This is a genomic window from Frankia sp. Hr75.2 (assembly GCF_949319125.1).
GTDB lineage: Bacteria > Actinomycetota > Actinomycetes > Frankiales > Frankiaceae > Parafrankia > Parafrankia soli.
The window spans coordinates 141,640-158,027 of sequence record NZ_CASGGV010000222.1 but is presented as its reverse complement, the minus strand read 5'-3'; the positions used below and the strand labels follow the sequence as shown (position 1 = coordinate 158,027).

The window sequence follows — 16,388 nt, the reverse complement described above, 5'->3', positions numbered from 1 at the left end:
CAGTCGCTGATCCGCGTGGCGGACGTCCGCTCGGCACGCGGGGGCCTACCCGACGCGCAGGCCGTCGGGACGCATGAGCCGGCCCAGCGCCGGGAGGCTGGCCGCCGTCGTGACGAGGACGACGACGAACGCCGTCGCGCAGACCACCACGATGTTCGTCCAGGGAACGGTCGGAGCCACGCCGGCCACCCGGAGCAGGGCGGCTCCCAGCCCCAGGCCGGCCCCGAGGGCGAGCGGCACCCCGAGGATCATCGGGATGGCCGTCTGCCACAGCACCCACCCGGCCACGGTGCGCCGCCGCGCGCCCACCGCGGAAAGCACCGCCAGCGCCCGCCGCCGTTCCCGGGACTCCTCCACGACGGTGATGACCAGGCCGGCCCCGACCGCACCGAACAACGCGACGATCACGAGGTCCATGGCGGTCCGGACCGGCGCGTAGGCGGGATCGTCGCCGAGCAGCGCCCCGGACGGCGACCGCAGCGGGGCGACGCCCGCGATCGCGTTGGCCACGTTGTTCGCGGCGTCCGGGTCAGCCAGGTCGATCCGGACGATGCCGGTCACCGTCGACGCCGGCCGGAGGTCGCCCGCCAGGGCCCCCGGGGTGACGAACAGGCTGCCGAGCAGGCTGTCCGCGGTCCCGAGAAGCGCCCCGGAACGGACGGTCGCCACCCTCATGGTGGCGGGAACGGTCCAGCGTGGATCTCCGGGGGCGGCGACGGTCACGGTCACCCCGGGCCCGGGGATCAGCGGATCGCCGCCCGCGCGGGTCACGACATCCGGGTCGGTGAGCTGGTCGACACCGACGACGGACCTCGTCGTGGCGGGCGCCGCGAAGACGTCCCCGTCCACGCAGTCCGTGACGATGAGCAGCTCCTTCAACGTCGGGCAGTCACCGACGACCAGCGGTGTGAACGCCCCCCAGTCGAACGCCTGATCTCCACCGACCGACTGCCCCCAGGACACGCTGGACGTCGAGTACGCATGGACGGAGCGGACCCCGTGGGCGGCGGACAGCACCCGCGTGAGCCCGTCCGCGGTCGCGGCGGTGGCGGGTACCTCGACCGCCAGCAGATCGCGGTCGCGGGCCGGGTCGACGCCGGCCAGGTACTCCCGGTCCGCGGCCGAGAAGAGCATCTGCAGCGCGACCACGCCGGCGATGGTGACCGACACCGCGGCCACGGTCCGCACCGTGACGCCGCCACCGAGCTGGAGCCGGCGTACGGCGAACGTCCAGCCGAGCGGTCCGCCGGGCAGCCGTCGAACCACCTTCTCCACCAGCCACGGCGTCAGGGCCGCGATACCCAGCAGCGTCAGCACGGCGCCCGCGACGAGCTGGACGTCGTCGCGCGATCCGCCGGACCAGCCAAGCCCCTCCGGAAGCGTGAGCAGCGAAGCGACCCCGGCGGCGAGGGCCGGGAGGCGCCACCACAACCTCCGGCGGCCGGCCCCGACCCGCCGCGCCACGCCCAGCGGCTCGGCGACGACCCGGCGCAGCGCCACGAGCGCGGCAGCGACCGCGGCGGCCGGCACCGCGAGCAGCACCGCGGCTACGAAGAGCGGGCCGGGCCAGACGTCCGAGGCGAAGACGCTGGTGCCTATCAGGGCGAGGTACCCGGCGGCACCACGCCCGGTGACGAACAGCGCCGCCCCGGCGGCGCACCCAAGCACAGCGCCGGGCAGCGCGCCACCGACGGCGATCCAGCGGGCGGTGCGGGCGTCCGCGCCGAGCAGGCGCACCGCGGCGAGCTGACCGTCACGCGCCCCGCCGCCGAACCGGGTCGCGGCGACGGTGAGCATGCCGACCGGCAGCAGGAGCACGACGACGCAGAGAAGACTGAAGATCCTGATCAGGACGGACGGGGGCCCCTCGACCGACACGACCCCCGAGTCGGAGGCGGGCCCTTCGATCACCTCCATCCCGAAGTGGTCGATCCGGACGGGTCTGAAGTTCGTGGTGAACAGCGCGCCGGGGCCGCCGGCTTCGAGCTCGGCGTCGAGCTCGGCGCCCGCGTAGAAGTACAGCTCGTGCGGACCCTGGAGACCCGCCTCGCTGATCGTCCCCACCTGGCGGTAGGGCAACCGGGGTGCCAACCGCGGCCCGTCCCGGCCGGCGAGGAACTCGGCCAGCGCGGGTGAGACGATCATCTCCCCCGGCTGCGGGAGAGCGGTGACCCCGGGTGGCAGCGGCGGGCGTGTCCCGTCCGGGTCCAGCAGGACTCCCTGCACCGTTCTGTCCCGACACCAGGTCACGAAGGTCTGCGCGATCATGGTTGTGTCGGCCGCGGCGAGGCTGCCATCCGACCCGGGCAGCTCACGGGCGATCCACCGTTCGAACTGGCGGTCCTGCACGGTCGGTATGGCCGCCGCCGCCAGCAGAAACGCGACTCCGAGGCTGACACCGACGGCGGTGAGCGTCGTCCGCAGCCGTTCGGATCGGCCTCCCGCGACCGAGAGCCGGGCGCCGAGTGCCAGGTCGGCCCACCGTCGGCGGGCCGGTGGCGAGTCCCGCGCCGGGCCTGGCGGGCCGTCCCCGCCGGCGACATCCTGGCCGGCGACATCCCGGCCGGACGGGCGGCCCGCGGTGACGCTCACGCGGACACCGGCCGGGTGCGGCCGTCACGGACGACGATCTCGCGGTCGGAGTAGGCCGCCACCCGGGGCTCGTGCGTGACCAGGACGAGGGCGGCCGCGGACTCCCGCGCCGCCTGGGTGAGCAGTTGCATGACCTGCTCGCCGTTCATGGAGTCCAGCGCGCCGGTCGGCTCGTCGGCGAAGATCACCTTCGGCTCGCCGACGAGGGCGCGGGCGACCGCGACCCGCTGCGCCTCGCCGCCGGACACCTCACCCGGCCGCTTGCGGGCCAGCCCTTCGAGGCCGAGCCGGTCGAGCCAGCCCAACGCGCGGCGGTGGGCGTCGCGGCGGCCGGCGCCGTTCAGCTGCAACGGCAGCGCGATGTTCTCGACGCAGGACAGCTCGGGCACCAGCTGACCGAACTGGAACACGAAGCCGAACTCGCGGCGACGCAGCGCGCTGCGCTCGACGTCGGACATCCCGGAGATCACCCGGTCGCGGTAGCGCACATGCCCGCGCTCCGGCCCGATGATCCCGGCCAGGCAGTGCAGCAGTGTCGACTTGCCGGCCCCGGACGGGCCCATCAGCGCGATGACCTCACCCGCCCGGATCTCGAGGGACGCCCCGGCGAGCGCGGGTGTGGCGCCGAAGCTCTTGTACAGGTCGACCGCGCGCAGCAGCGACGTGACGGCCTCGGCAGGGCCCGTGGCAACGCCTGCGGCGGCGGTGTCGGTCATGAACGGACCTTCGCCGCGAGCTGGTCGAGGCGGGCCGTGGCCAGCTCCAGGAACCGCAGATCGGCCTCGAGGTGGAACAGCGCGTGATCACAGACGAGCTGGTCGGCCAGGTCTCCGCCAGCCTTGCGCCGGGTGAGCTCCCGCATCAGCCGAAGGTGCTCGGCGCGCTGGGCGTCCAGGAGGTCGACCGCCGGCCGCCCGGTCAGCAGCGCGAGCACGATCTTCGTGTAGAGCGTGCTCTGCAGGTAGAGATCAGGCTTCTCCGGCTGGGCCAGCCAGTGCTCGACGTCGGCGATACCGGTGTCGGTGATCGCGTAGCGCTTTCGGTCCGGACCGCCGCCGGGCGTGACGCCCTCGACCTCCACCAGGCCGTTCTTCAGCAGCCTGGCCAGGGTCGCGTAGACCTGCCCGTAGTGGAGCGGGCGGTCCTGCCCGAACCGGTCGTCATAGGACCGCTTGAGGTCGTAGCCGTGTCGCGGGCCGGACTCGAGGAGCCCGAGCAGCGCGTGTCCAATCGACATGATCGCGACTATACATTAGGCGTATACATGCCATGTATAGAGGGGCGCGGGCCGGCGGACGCTCCCACGACACCGTCGTCAACCGCCAGGCGGACCGTCGATGCCGGGCCACAACCCGCCGTACGCCCACAGGCCGCCCGCCGAACGACCGCAGGGCTCAGCGGGCGGCCAGCTCGCTGTTTGGTTTCTTCCTCGCCGTTTCGGGGGTCGATGTCCGCGGATTCTTGCCCGAAAGGGCGAGAAGGAAAGCAAACGGTGAGCAGGCCGCCTGTCGCGACGGGGGTTTTGTCCGGTAGATGGCGGTCTGGGACTGGCCGTGACGATCGACGACCGAGGCGGCCCTCCGCGGTGGGGACCGCCGGCACCCCGCGGAGGCCCGGCAGCCCGCGGCGTTGCCGCCGGGCGGGCTCAGTTCAGGCGCGGGCAGAAGTGGCCGGACGGGCCGTCGGGGCGGCCGCAGAGCACGCACGGCGGGCGGCCGGCGGCCACGATGCTGCGGGCCCGTTCGATGAAGGCCTTGGTCTGCTCGATCGAGAGGCCGACGCGCAGCGAGTCGACGTCGCTCTCGGTGTCGGTGATCCGCGGCTCGCTCGAGGCGAGTCCGGCGGCCTCGACGAACACCCGCTGCCCGTCCCACGACACCGTCAGCTGGCCGAGGTGGAAGTCCTCCTCGAACGGGGCGTCGAGGGGGGCGAGGTCGACCTCGACGTCGGAGGCGGCCGGCAGCGCGATCCCCTGGGTCTGGCCCACCTGGCCGAGCAGGGCCGTCAGCCCTTCGGCGAGCGCCGTCACCTCGGTCTTCTCCAGACCCACCGTGACGAGTTGCCCACGAGCCGCCGCCTGGAGGAAGAACACGCGGTCACCGGGCTGCCCGACGGTCCCGACCACGAACCGCTCCGGCGGGTCGAACACAAATCGCTGCATGTCTCGGATCGCTCCGTCTTATTCGCCTGCGGGGTGAGAGTCGGACCGCGACGTACCTGCCCGCTCATCCACCAGTATCGTCGCTTCGTTGCGCGGTTCACCATGCCGGGAGCGCTCCGCGTTCGCCGGCCTGCCCGGCTGTGACGCCGTCACGCCGGAACGTGCCGGGCCGTGCGCGCACAGATCCGCCGGGACACCGGCGGCCGCCGGGCGCCGAGCGCCCGGGTCACAGCAGTGCAGCGGGCAGACGTCGTGCGACGGCCCCTCGCCGCTCAGCGCGGGCCGCTCCCACTCGGGGGAACGGCGCTCGGCGACCAGATCGGCCACCATCGCGACGAAGCGGGGATCCGTGCCGACGGTACCCGCCCGGGCGACCGCCAGGCCGCGTTCCGAGGCGGTGCGCACCGCCTCGACGTCGAGATCGTAGACGACCTCCATGTGGTCGCTGACGAAACCGACCGGCACGATCACCGCGGCGCGCGCGCCGCCGTCCGCGAGCGCCGCCAGGGCGTCGTTGACGTCCGGTTCGAGCCAGGGCACGCTCGGTGGGCCGCTGCGGCTGCAGTAGGCGACCTGCCACTCGTGCCGGGTACCGACGCACGCGGCGACGCGCTGCGCGATCACACCGGCGGCCGCGCGGAGCTGGCGCTCGTAGGCTCCGCCGTCCGGCCCGCTCGCGGCCGCCTGCGAGCGGGGCAGCGCGTGGGCGGTGAACACCAGCCGGGCCTCGTCGCGCACCGCCACCGGCAGCGTCGCGAGCGCCCGCACGCAGTGGTCGACCATCGGCTCGACGAATCCCGGGTGGTCGAAGAACAGCCGCAGCTTCACCAGGTCGGGGGCGCCCGGGCCGACCTGCTCCAGGGCCGCCGCCAGATCCTCCCGGTACTGCCGGCACCCCGAGTAGGACGCGAACGCGGACGTCACGAAGCAGGCCGCCCGGCGCACGCCGTCGGCCCGCATGCGCGCCACGGCGTCGGCGAGGTACGGCTGCCAGTTCCGGTTGCCCCAGTACACGGGCATCGGGGCCAGCCGCTCCCGCAGCGCGGCGAGCAGCGCCCGGTTCTGGTCGTTGATCGGGCTGCGCCCACCGAAGCGGTCGTAGTGCGCCGCGACCTCGGCCAGCCGCGCCTCGGGCACGCCGCGGCCGCGGGTCACGTTGCGCAGGAACGGCAGGACGTCCTCCGGCCCCTCCGGACCGCCGAAGGAGACGAGCAGCAGCGCGTCCACGTCGATCCCGCGGCCGTGGCCGGCGGCGTCCGTCGGCACCGTCATGTCCCCTTTCCGTGTACGTCGCCCCGTCGTACGTCGTACGTCGCGCCCGTCCGCCAGCCGGGCCCGCGCCGTCAGCGCGGCACCCGGCCCCGGATCTCGTCGAGGTACGTCGGGAAGTACCGCGAGATCGTCGACAGGTCGAACGAGCGCAGGATGTCGCCCGCCGGCTCGCGGGCCAGCAGGAACGCGAAGGACTCCCGGACGAGGGCGGTCAGCGCCGCGTCGTCGTCCGGGTCCAGCCCCAGCGCGTCGACGACCTCGTCGTCCACCCGGACGGCGTAGGAGAACGCCAGCCCGTGCGCCCCGGGCGCGGTCTCCTCGGCGACCTCGACCTCGTAGCCGCGGCCTCCCCGCGACTCGACCCTGATCATGCTCACGGCGCCACCTCCACCGGCCCTCGCGCACCCGGCCCTCGCGGCGCTCCGGCGCGCCGCGCTGGGGGACGGCCGCCCGCCCGGCGATCCGTCCACTCCCACCGTGGCCCATCAGCACCCGCCGCGTCGACCCGTGGGCCGCCCGGGCGGGCGGCGCGCTCCCCGCCGGGGGCGTCGCCACGGACCGTGGCCGGCGACGGGCGGGCGGCACCGTCCGTCACTGTCATCTCACGGCTGCTGTCATCTCAGGGCTGCAACGCCACGCGCCGGGCGCGTCATTCCGCTGGCCGCGCCGCCGACGCGCGCCGGTTGCCGGTGTGGGCCGTCAGTGGCCCATGCCGGCGCCACCGTCGACCGGGATGACCGCGCCGTTCACATACGCGGCGCCCTGCGACGCGAGGAAGACCACCGCCGCGGCGACCTCCGCGGGGTCGCCCATCCGTCCGGCGGGGGTGGCGGCGACGAGGAACTCGCGCTGGGTGTCGGTGAGCGCGTCCGTCATGTCCGTGCGGATCGGACCCGGGGCGATCACGTTCGAGGTGATCCCGCGGCCGCCGAGCTCGCGTGCCAGCGACCGGGCGAAACCCACCAGGCCCGCCTTGGAGGCGGCGTAGTTCGACTGCCCCGGACCGCCGGAGAGCCCCACCACCGACGAGATGAAGATCAACCGACCGTTGCGGCGCCGGATCATCGAGCGCGACGCGCGCTTCGCCACCCGGTAGGCCCCGAGCAGGTTGGTGTCGACGACGTCGCGGAAGGAGTCCTCCGACATCATGAGCATCAGCGTGTCGCGCACGATGCCGGCGTTGGACACGACGATCTCGACCGGGCCGAGCGCGGCCTCGACCTCGCTGAACGCCTTGTCGACGCTGTCCGCGCTGGTGACGTCCATCCGCACCCCGAGCATCCCGTCGGGTGCCTCGCCACCGCGGCTGGCCACGGCCACCCGGTCACCCGAGGCCGCAAGCGCCGCCGCGCACGCGGCGCCGATCCCACGGTTGCCACCGGTCACCAGTGCGACTCGACCTTCGTTCTCGACCATGGCCGGGATCGTAGCGGCCCGCCGGGTGGCACGAGCCCATGCCACCCGGGACACTCCCCGCCCCGTGCCGCCGGCCCGTCGGGGACGATGGGCGGGTGCGCGTAGCGATCCGGGTGCGTCCCGCCGCCGACCGGACGGCCGTGGGGCCGGCGACGTCCGACCCGACCCACGGCCGGCTGCTGGTCGTGCGCGTACGGGAACCGGCGGTCGAGGGCCGGGCGAACGAGGCGGCGCTGCGCGCCCTCGCGCAGGCACTGGGTGTCCGCCGGTCCGACGTGGCCCTGATCCGCTCGATCGGCAGGGTCAAGTTCATCGAGGTGGACGCTCCGGACGACGTCATCACGCGGCGAGTCGAGGAACTGGCGCAACATTCCGACCCGGCCGCACGTCTGGACTCCAGGTAGGTCGTCGAGGCGATGGGACGGAGGCGGGGGTTGCGCAGGACGGACATCCGAGCCGGCGAGTACACGCACGGCCACGGCCGCCGGGACGACCTGACGATCGATCCCGCGATGCCGGCCGAGTCGCCCGCCGACGACGCCGCGTCGGGCCGTGACGGCCGTGACAACCGCGGCGACGCCGGCCGCGCCGACACCGGCCCCGGCGAGGTACGCCCCGGCGGGTCAGGTCCCGGCGACGCGGCCGGTGCCGCTACGAGCCTCGGTGACTCGGCCGGGCACGGTAACCGGAGCGGGCCCGATGCCATGGGCGGGCCTGGCGGCGCGACGGGTGCCGCCGGGGAAGACGCCGGTGGCGGTTCGGAGGAGGCGGCGCGACTCGGCGAGATCGTTCCCGGGCCGCCCGGCGGCGTGCTCGACCTCGCGGCGCTGGCCGCCGTGGAGGCCCGGCTGCGCGAGCTCGCGGCGGCAGGCATCGACCACGCCGTCTCGACCGGCGCCCGCGGCCCACGAGGGGCGGCCGCCGACCGGGCCATGTGCGAGGCCGCGTCCACGATCGCCGCGGCGCTGTGGTTCGACACGCTGCGGGTCGCCGACCGGGTCTCCGCCACCCCGCACGCGGGGCCGCTGCTGGGAGCCGTCCACCAGGTCCTGCGGTCCGCGCTCGACGGTGACGAGCCGCCGATGCCCGGCGGCCCTCCGCTCGCCGCCGCGTTTCCGGTCGCCGCCGGCCTTCCGGTCGCCGCCGGTCCGCGGCCACCCGACCGCTTGCCCTCCCTCGACCGGGTGGACGGCGCCGCGGCGGCGGGGCCGTCCACCCGGCGGCCGCCGCGCGCGACCGGGGCCGGCAACGTCGGGCCGAACGGGACCATCTGGTCGGCGCTGGCCAGCCGCTTCGCGGGTGAGCGCTTCGACCGTGCCCCGAGCGGCCGCCAGATCTGCCTGATCGATTTCGCGGAGCTGCGCGACTCCGCGGTCTGGGAGGCCGTGACCGACGAGCGGGTCTCCCACCTGGGCGAGCTGTTCTGGGTGGTCCTGGTGACCGGCGGCGCGCCGACCGACTCCGGGGCGCCGGGGACGCCAGCCGGCCCCGGCCCGGGCGGGCCGCCCGGTGGCGTCGGCGGGCCGGCCCGGGCGGCGCGGATGTTCGAGGCCGCCGGCTGGCAGGTGCTGACCCTGCGCTACGGCCGCCGGCTCGCCGCCCTGTTCCGGGCCCCCGGCGGCGCGGCGCTGCGGGCCCGGCTGGACGCGATGTCGCCCGCCGAGTACCTCGCTCTGCTCCAACTGGACGGGACCGAGCTGCGGCGCCGGCTCGCCGGTCCGGGAGCCTCCGGGGCCGGTGTCGACCGGCTGCTCGACGGACTGAGCGACGAGCAGATCCACGATGCGCTGCGCGATCTGGGCGGCCACGACCTCGCGCTGATCATCGACGCGTTCGACGAGGTCGAGGCCGGGCGACCGACCGTCCTGTTCGCCTACACCGGCCCACTGCCCGCGCCCGCCCGCCCGGCCGCGCCGCCCACCGCCCCGGCACCACCGCCCACCGCACCACCGCCCACCACGGCACCGCTACCCGGGGCATTGCTACCTGGGGCACCCTCGGCCGCGCTGGTGCCGGCGGGGCCGAGGCCTGGGGCCGGGGCGCCGGGGCGGCCGTCCGCGGCACTGCCCGTGGCACTGCCGGCGGGCCGGCTCGCCCGGCACGTGGCGGCCTACCTCGACCGCGCCCCGCAGTCGCTCGGCGCGGCACCTGCGGTGCCGGTCGACGCCGGCCGCCCGCCGACCGGCTGGTGGTCGACGCAGGAGGCCTTCGGTGCCACCCTGCGGGACCTGCCCTCGCTCGCCCCGGAGGCCGCGGCGGCCGTCGTGACGATCTCGACCCGCGACGCCGACCGGGTGCTCACCGGATGGATCGAGGCCGCCCGCGGCGGTGCGGCCCGCGGCGGTGCGGAACCCGTCCGGGGCGCCCCCGTCCTCGGCCGCCCGGCGGGTGCCCGCCCCGCCGAACCGGCTGGCCCCGCCCGCTCACCCGAACCGGCGGGGCTCCCAGGGTCGGCGGGCCCCGCAGGGCCGGCGGGACAACCAGGCCCTGCGGGGCCGGGGCCGGAGGGGGCTCGTTCCGGCGGCGGACGGCATGTGGCCGGCGGCCTGTCCGCCGGCGCGTTCGGTGGGGTGCTGGCCTCGCTCGGCGTGGCGTGGAGCCGGCTGGGTCTTCCGCTGCTGCCCATCGGGGTGAGCGACGAGATGTCGGTCACCCGGGTACTGCCCGGATGGGCCTCCGGCGGGGCGGCCGACGGACGCTCCCTGCTGACCGTCGCGGACACCGGTGTCGACCCGGTGCGCCCGGGCGGGTGGCGCCACGGCGCGATCGGCGTCCCGGGTATCGCCTGCTGGGAGCCGGCCTTCGCGCAGGACCTGGTCTGGTGCCTGCTCGAGGCGCTGCGCCGGCTCGGGCGCGTCGACGGCGCGTCCAGCCTGATCCGGCTGAGCGCGCGGCCCGTCGACCAGCGGCTCGCCGGGCTGCCCGGCGACGCCGCCGGCTGGTGGCGGCGTCGCGCGGCGGTGCTGGCCGGCGGGTACCGGCTGCGCCCGGGCGAGCCGTCCGCGCCGCTCACCCTGGTCGGGATGGGCGCCGTCATGCCGGAGGTGCTGCGGGCCGCCGACGAGCTGAGCTCCGGGCTGCGCCGGGAGATCGGCGTGGTCTGCGTGACGTCCCCGGACCTGCTCTTCGACGCGCTGCAGGCCCGGCGCGGACTCGCCGACGGCGACGACGCCGTCCTCGGTGAGCTCTTCCCACCCAACCGCCGCGGCCCGCTGCTGACCGTGGTCGACGGCGACGCGCGGACGCTGGGTTTCCTCGCCGGTGTGCACGGCGAGCACGTCACGACACTCGGCTCGGCCGCCCCGATCCCGACCGCCCCGGGCCAGACCGCGCAGGTCCCGAGCGCGCCGGCCGATCCCCGCTCCCCCTGTGGTCCCGCCGCCGGCGGCGCGGGTGCCCCGGTGGACACCGCGACCATCGTCGGAGCCGCGCTCGACCTGATCGACGAGGCCGCCGCGTACTGAGCCGCCGCCTGCCGGGCCGGGACGCGTCAGCCGTCGGGAGAGACACCCGGATCGACTGGCTCGACCCGGCCAGCCCGTCCCGACAGCGCTCGGAACCCGTTGGGAACGCTCGGCGTTGAGGGTGGGACGTCCGAGATCCGGCACCGGGACCGGTGCCGGGAAACGGGGTCGTACGACGCCACCCAACCCACCGAAAGCCGAGGGGATGCCGCATGCCGAGCCGCACCGCGACGTTGAGCACCGCCGTGCGAACCGACGAGGTCGACCCGATCACGGAAGGAACCGGTGGCTGGCCCGATCCACTCGACCAGGCGTTCAACAGGCAGGTAGCCGGCCTGGTGCGGTTGGGGTACCCCGAGCTGGCGGGGATGTCTCCGGCCGACTTCGAGGCGCTCTGCGAGCCGCTGCGGACGGTCGCCCACGCCGCCGTGCCCGGCCCGTTCCGGCCCGCGACCCGGTCGTGGATGCCCTTCGTCCTGGTTGTGTCGGGGGAGCTCGTCCGGGCGGAGGAGATCGTGCCGCTGCTCACGCTCGCCGGGCGCGCCGACACCGGGACCGTCGACCGCAACCACGGCGAGGAGGGCCTCGCGCCCTACCGGCCGCTGCCGGAGCTGAACGTGCCCCACGCGGGTGTGTACCTGCTCACCGACGTCGAGCGCGGGGAGGAGTTCCGCGGCATCCGGCCCGCGGACGCGCTGCCACCGATCCTCGAGCGCGGGCGCTCGCCGCTGACGATCCACGAGGGGATCGCGGTGGTCACCCACTTCCCCGAGGCGCTGGAGAAGAACAACTGTTTCATGCTGTCCGGATCACGCCGGGGCGACCGCCGCGTGCCGGCGATGTGGATCTCGGGCCGGGCACCGAAGCTGGGCTGGTGCTGGGAGGGCAACCCGCACACCTGGCTGGGCACCGCCTCCGCCGCCACCCGCCACGCCGCCCGCTGACCCTCGCCCCTCCTCGCCCTTTCCTCGGCTCCTCGTCCTTTCCGGAGCCCCAGACCCCGAATCCGCTCCGGAAACGGCGAGACCGCCACAAAAGGGCGAGGAGGCGAGGCAGTGAAGAGATAACTGAACTGATGGAATTCCGATGCCCCACCGCCGGGCCGCGGTTTCACGGCCCCGCGGCCGGGCTGTGGTTTCAGGGGCCGGCCAGGGCTGCGTGGGGCGCCGTCCCGGAGGTCAGGCGCCGACCGCGTGGAAGCCGCCGTCGACGTGCACGATCTCGCCCGTCGTCGCGGGGAACCAGTCCGAGAGGAGGGCGACGCAGGCGCGCGCCGCGGGCGTGGTGTCCGCGATGTCCCAGCCGAGCGGTGCCCGGGTGCCCCAGACCTCCTCGAACTTGCTGAACCCGGGGATGCTCTTGGCCGCCATCGTGCGCAGGGGACCGGCGGCGACCAGGTTCACCCGCACTCCGCTGGGGCCGAGGTCCCGGGCCAGGTAGCGGGCGGCGGAGGCGAGCCCGGCCTTGGCGACCCCCATCCAGTCGTAGGACGGCCAGGCGACCGAGGCGTCGAAGTCCAGGCCGACGATGCTGGCGCGCTCGCCGAACAGCGGCATGGTCGCGCGGGTCAGGGACGCGAGCGACCAGGTGGAGACCTGAAGCGCGGTACCGACCTCCGACCAGGCCGCCTCGACGAACGGCTTGCCGCCCAGCACCGATTCCGGCGCGAACCCGATCGCGTGCATCACCCCGTCGAGGCCGTCGACGTGCTCGAGAACCTTCGCGGAGAGCTCGGCGAGATGCTCCTCGTCAGTCACGTCGAGCTCGACGACCGGCGGCTCGGTGGGTAGGCGGCGCGCGATCCGGCGGGTGAGGGACAGGCCGCGGCCAAACCCGGTGAGCACCACGGAGGCACCCTGCTCCTGGGCGATGCGAGCAACACTGAACGCGATGGACGCCTCGGTCAGGACGCCGGTGACGAGAACGCGCTTGCCTTCGAGAAGTCCACTCATGGAGCGTCATCCTGCCAAACATCGTCGGGTGAATCCCGCCAGCCCGGCCGAGATTCGCGCGCCGGCGCCCAGCCGCGGGTCACACGGCCCGCGGCAAGGCGGTCACGCGCCGCGCGCGGTGGCGGGATCCGGTGGCCTGCGGGCCTGTGACCAGCGGCGGATCGTTCGCACGACCGGTTCGACGAACCGCGCCGCCAGCGGGCCGAGTACCGCCATCAGCAGGACGTAGCACGCGGCCAGCGGCCCGAGCTGCGGGTTCACTCCGGCGGCGACCGCCAGCCCGGCGATGACGATCGAGAACTCGCCGCGGGCGACCAGCGCGGCGCCGGCGCGGTAGCGGCCCATCGTCGCGATGCCCGCGCGCCGCGCGGCCCACCATCCGGTCACGATCTTCGTCGCCACGCCGGCGAGCGCGAGCAGGGACGCGGCGAGCAACACGGGCGGGATCTCGACCGGATCGGTCTGCAGGCCGAAGAACACGAAGAACACGGCGGCGAACAGGTCGCGCAGCGGCGTCAGCACCTCGTGCGCGCTCTCCGCGACCGGCCCGGACAGCGCGATGCCGACCAGGAACGCGCCGACCGCGGCGGAGACCTGCATGCGCTGGGCGACGCCGGCGACGAGCAGGGTCAGCCCCAGCGACCGCAGCAGCAGGACCTCGTCGTTGCGGTCCGCGGTCGGGCTGAAGACGAGCAGGGTGACCTTGTCGCTGTGCCGCAGCGCGACGTACAGGACGGCGACGAGCGCACCCAGCGCCACCCCGACTGTCAGCGAGCCCCGGGCGACGGTGTGATGGGCCAGCAACGCGGTGACCACCGGCAGGTAGACGGCCATCGCGAGGTCCTCGAGCACGAGCACCGACAGCACGACCGGGGTCTCCCGGTTACCGATGCGGCCCAGATCCCCCAGGACCTTGGCGATGATCCCGGACGAGGAGATCGCGGTGACGCCGCCCATGACCACCGCCGCCAGCGGCCCCCAGCCGAGCAGGAACGCGGCCGCCACGCCGGGGGCGGCGTTGAGCGTCAGGTCGAGCACCCCGGCTGGGGCCTGTCTTCGCAGGCCGTGCAGGAGCTCCTCGGCGGTGTACTCCAGGCCGAGTGTCAGCAGCAGGAGGATGACACCGATCTCGGCGCCGATCTCGATGAAGTCCTCGCTGGCGCCCAGTGGCAGGACACCGCCGTGCCCGAAGGCGAGACCACCGATGAGATACAGCGGGATCGGTGAGATACCGACCCGCAACGCAAAGTGGCCTAGCACCCCCAGGACGAACAGGACGGCACCCAGCTCGAGGAAGGTCGTCGCCGTGTCGTGCACGTGTCGTCGGTCGCCCGTTCTCCGTCAGCCCGTGCGCAGGAGCTGGGCGACGGCCGCGGTGTTCTCCGGGGTGCCGACGACGACCACGATGTCCCCGGGGTGGAACTGGAAGTCCGGCCGCGGCGAGGCGAGGACCTCGTGGTCGCGGACGACGGCGACGATGGACGCACCCGTGCGGGTGCGGGCCTGGGTGTCACCGAGCGTGCGGTCCGCGTACGGGGAACCCGCGGTTATCTCGAGTTGCTCGCCGACCAGCCCGGCGAACGCGCGCGAGAGGTCGGCGAGCTTCTCCACGATGTGCGGAGCGCCGAGCAGCTCGGAGAGCACGTCCCCCTCCTCCGGGGTGAGTGTTATCGACTCGCGGGATGCGTCCGGATCCTCCGCATCGTAGATGACCAGGTCACGACGTCCGTCGTGGCGGCTCACCACGCCGAGCCGGCGGCCCGAGCGGGTACTGAAGTCGTGCCGCAGCCCGATCCCGGGCAGCGGGGTCTCCTCGACGTCCACTTCTTCCTGAGCCTCCGTCAGCACTGACGCGTCGTTCCGGGAGGACGCCGACCGGGCCCGGGACACCCGGTCGGGCGCTGACGCGCCCCCGCCGCCCGCCGGGCCCGCCGCCGGTCCCGCTTCCGATCGTCACAGTAACCCGCCGGGGACCGATCGGCCCCGGTCCGTCCGATCCGGGCACCCGGCATACCCGCGGAACCGGCACCGCCCGCCCCGCCCGCCCCGGTCCCGCCCGCCCGCCCGCCCGCCGGCCGGCCGGCCGGACCGGTGACGTGATGTCGACAGCCTTTGTGCCACCCGTGGGGCCACAAGGTGGCGCAAACTGCAGGTGGACGCAAGCTGCGGGTGGATGTGGTCGGAACCCGGTGTCCCGCCGTCCGGCGGCGTGCCCAGGCGGCGCGCCCCGACAGCGTGCCCCGGCACCACCCGGACGGGCCGTCCGAAAGCGGGCGGCGGATTCGCGCGGCAGTCAGCGGGAACGCCGTTCACACAGCGGGCCGTTGCACGTGCGGAGGACGTGGGCCGCCGGCGGCACCGTGCCACGCGCAGGAACCGGCGCCCGGACAGGCTCCGAGACAGGCCCCGCTCCGCGGGCCCACGACGCAGGCCCGGTTGCGGGCCGGGAAGACGGCATCGTGCTCAATCGAAGCGCACGGCTGGCCCGGCGAGTCGCCCTCACGATCCTGGGGCTGGCGGTGCTCGGCCTCGGCGTGGCGATGCTCGCGCTCCCCGGCCCCGGTTTCCTGGTGGTCGCGCTCGGGTTCTTCATCCTGAGCCTGGAGTACGAGTGGGCCCGGCACCGCTTCGAGCAGGCCCGGCAGAAGGCCGCCGACCTGGCCGACCAGGCCGCCGCCAACGCGTGGTCGACGGCGTTCACCGTCGTGTTCGGCATCGGGATGATCGCCGCCGGCATCGTCTGGATCGTCGTCGACACGCTGCCCGCGTCGTCGCCGTGGTCGGGCGGCAGCCTGATCTTCTCCGGGCTGGTGGTGCTCTCGACGATGTTCGTGAGCCTCTGGCAGGCCCGGCAGGCCCGCGAGGCCGGGCTGCCGACACCGGCCGAGCTGATCGAGCAGCGCGAGCACGCCGAGAAGCTCGAGCAGGACGGGGAGTTCCAGCACGGCGGGAAGCCCGAGCACGGCGTGAACTCCGCGCCCGCCGAGCCGAGCCGGCAGCGGGCTACTGGCCCTGCGTGAACTCGCTGATGCCGATCACCTTCGGCTGGCCCTGCACGCACTTGTAAATCGCCGCCCTGTCAGCCGAGGAGGCCTGCGAGATGTCGTAGCGCAGCGGGTAGGCCCGGCTGGTCGCGAGGTTGTTCGTGTCGGGCGGCTCCTGGCGCGCTCCCCCGACGGTGGGACAGGCGGCGCGGACCGCGTCCTTCTCCGCGGCCGTCGCGGCGGGGTCGAAGTACACCACCGCCTCGACCTTGGGCGGCGGGCCGTCGATCACCGCGTACACGCCGAACACGATCAGCCCGACCGTCGCCAGCCCGCCCAGGACCACCGCCGCTCGGCGCCGCGGATCGGTCAGGTACCCGATCGTCTGGCGGATCCAGTGCGGGGGGGCGGACGTCGTCATCAGGCGATTCCTGTCACAGCGGGGCACGAAATCTGGTCCGGCGGGCGCCACGGAGCGGCGTACACCGGGACCCTCAACGTATTCCGTCGGACGGGTCCGTAAGGTGAACGACCTTGTGCGGCACAG

15 protein-coding genes are annotated in these 16,388 nt (G+C 74.6%); 4 read left to right on the top strand and 11 right to left on the bottom strand.

The genetic code is table 11. The features are described 5' to 3' along the window. Window positions 1-45 precede the first annotated feature (45 nt). From AC559T_RS16405 to fabG, 7 genes are all read right to left on the bottom strand, one after another. Window positions 46-2,592 carry an FtsX-like permease family protein gene (locus tag AC559T_RS16405; protein ID WP_498869292.1) on the bottom strand — a complete coding sequence of 849 codons (2,547 nt, stop codon included), beginning with the start codon at window positions 2,590-2,592 and terminating at the stop codon, window positions 46-48. Next, window positions 2,589-3,308: an ABC transporter ATP-binding protein gene (locus AC559T_RS16400; RefSeq protein ID WP_498869291.1), complete on the bottom strand. Its 720-nt coding sequence runs from the start codon at window positions 3,306-3,308 to the stop codon at window positions 2,589-2,591. Before AC559T_RS16400 ends, AC559T_RS16405 begins: the two co-directional genes overlap by 4 nt. Beyond that, window positions 3,305-3,829, bottom strand: coding sequence for a PadR family transcriptional regulator (locus AC559T_RS16395; RefSeq protein ID WP_498869290.1), 525 nt, complete (start codon window positions 3,827-3,829; stop codon window positions 3,305-3,307). Before AC559T_RS16395 ends, AC559T_RS16400 begins: the two co-directional genes overlap by 4 nt. Before the next feature lie 408 nt (window positions 3,830-4,237). Then, a complete protein-coding gene (locus AC559T_RS16390) occupies window positions 4,238-4,753 on the bottom strand; it encodes a DUF3090 family protein (RefSeq protein WP_071062528.1) in 516 nt (171 codons plus the stop codon). 18 nt (window positions 4,754-4,771) lie between these two features. After that, complete coding sequence (locus AC559T_RS16385; protein WP_498869289.1) at window positions 4,772-6,025, bottom strand: ferrochelatase; 1,254 nt, start codon at window positions 6,023-6,025, stop codon at window positions 4,772-4,774. Between the two features lie 71 nt (window positions 6,026-6,096). Beyond that, complete coding sequence (locus AC559T_RS16380; protein WP_041254001.1) at window positions 6,097-6,402, bottom strand: hypothetical protein; 306 nt, start codon at window positions 6,400-6,402, stop codon at window positions 6,097-6,099. A gap of 322 nt (window positions 6,403-6,724) precedes the next feature. After that, window positions 6,725-7,441: a 3-oxoacyl-ACP reductase FabG gene (gene fabG, locus AC559T_RS16375; RefSeq protein ID WP_071062534.1), complete on the bottom strand. Its 717-nt coding sequence runs from the start codon at window positions 7,439-7,441 to the stop codon at window positions 6,725-6,727. Between the two features lie 95 nt (window positions 7,442-7,536). Here fabG and AC559T_RS16370 point away from each other — a divergent pair, with 95 nt between their 5' ends. The 3 genes from AC559T_RS16370 (at window position 7,537) to AC559T_RS16360 (ending at window position 11,849) form a co-directional block, all read left to right on the top strand. Next, window positions 7,537-7,845, top strand: coding sequence for a DUF167 domain-containing protein (locus AC559T_RS16370; protein WP_071062536.1), 309 nt, complete (start codon window positions 7,537-7,539; stop codon window positions 7,843-7,845). A 12-nt stretch (window positions 7,846-7,857) separates the two neighbouring features. Continuing rightward, on the top strand, window positions 7,858-10,905 hold the full coding sequence (locus AC559T_RS16365; RefSeq protein ID WP_498869288.1) for a pyruvate dehydrogenase: 3,048 nt from the start codon (window positions 7,858-7,860) through the stop codon (window positions 10,903-10,905). A 212-nt stretch (window positions 10,906-11,117) separates the two neighbouring features. Beyond that, entirely contained in the window at window positions 11,118-11,849 is a 732-nt protein-coding gene (locus AC559T_RS16360; RefSeq protein WP_083390925.1) for a DUF5701 family protein, read from the top strand. A 234-nt stretch (window positions 11,850-12,083) separates the two neighbouring features. On the opposite strand, the gene fabI is transcribed toward AC559T_RS16360, so the two are convergent. From fabI to AC559T_RS16345, 3 genes are all read right to left on the bottom strand, one after another. Beyond that, entirely contained in the window at window positions 12,084-12,857 is a 774-nt protein-coding gene (gene fabI, locus AC559T_RS16355; RefSeq protein WP_020459827.1) for an enoyl-ACP reductase FabI, read from the bottom strand. A 102-nt stretch (window positions 12,858-12,959) separates the two neighbouring features. Next, window positions 12,960-14,174, bottom strand: coding sequence for a cation:proton antiporter (locus AC559T_RS16350; protein WP_112109028.1), 1,215 nt, complete (start codon window positions 14,172-14,174; stop codon window positions 12,960-12,962). A 24-nt stretch (window positions 14,175-14,198) separates the two neighbouring features. Beyond that, window positions 14,199-14,681, bottom strand: coding sequence for a cation:proton antiporter regulatory subunit (locus tag AC559T_RS16345; RefSeq protein WP_200835494.1), 483 nt, complete (start codon window positions 14,679-14,681; stop codon window positions 14,199-14,201). A gap of 635 nt (window positions 14,682-15,316) precedes the next feature. Here AC559T_RS16345 and AC559T_RS16340 point away from each other — a divergent pair. Beyond that, the gene (locus tag AC559T_RS16340) at window positions 15,317-15,877 is read left to right on the top strand and encodes a PGPGW domain-containing protein (protein ID WP_071062547.1); all 561 of its coding nucleotides are present in this window, start codon (window positions 15,317-15,319) and stop codon (window positions 15,875-15,877) included. On the opposite strand, the gene AC559T_RS16335 is transcribed toward AC559T_RS16340, so the two are convergent. Then, complete coding sequence (locus AC559T_RS16335; RefSeq protein ID WP_071062549.1) at window positions 15,861-16,262, bottom strand: hypothetical protein; 402 nt, start codon at window positions 16,260-16,262, stop codon at window positions 15,861-15,863. The genes AC559T_RS16340 and AC559T_RS16335 overlap by 17 nt on opposite strands. Window positions 16,263-16,388 lie beyond the last annotated feature (126 nt).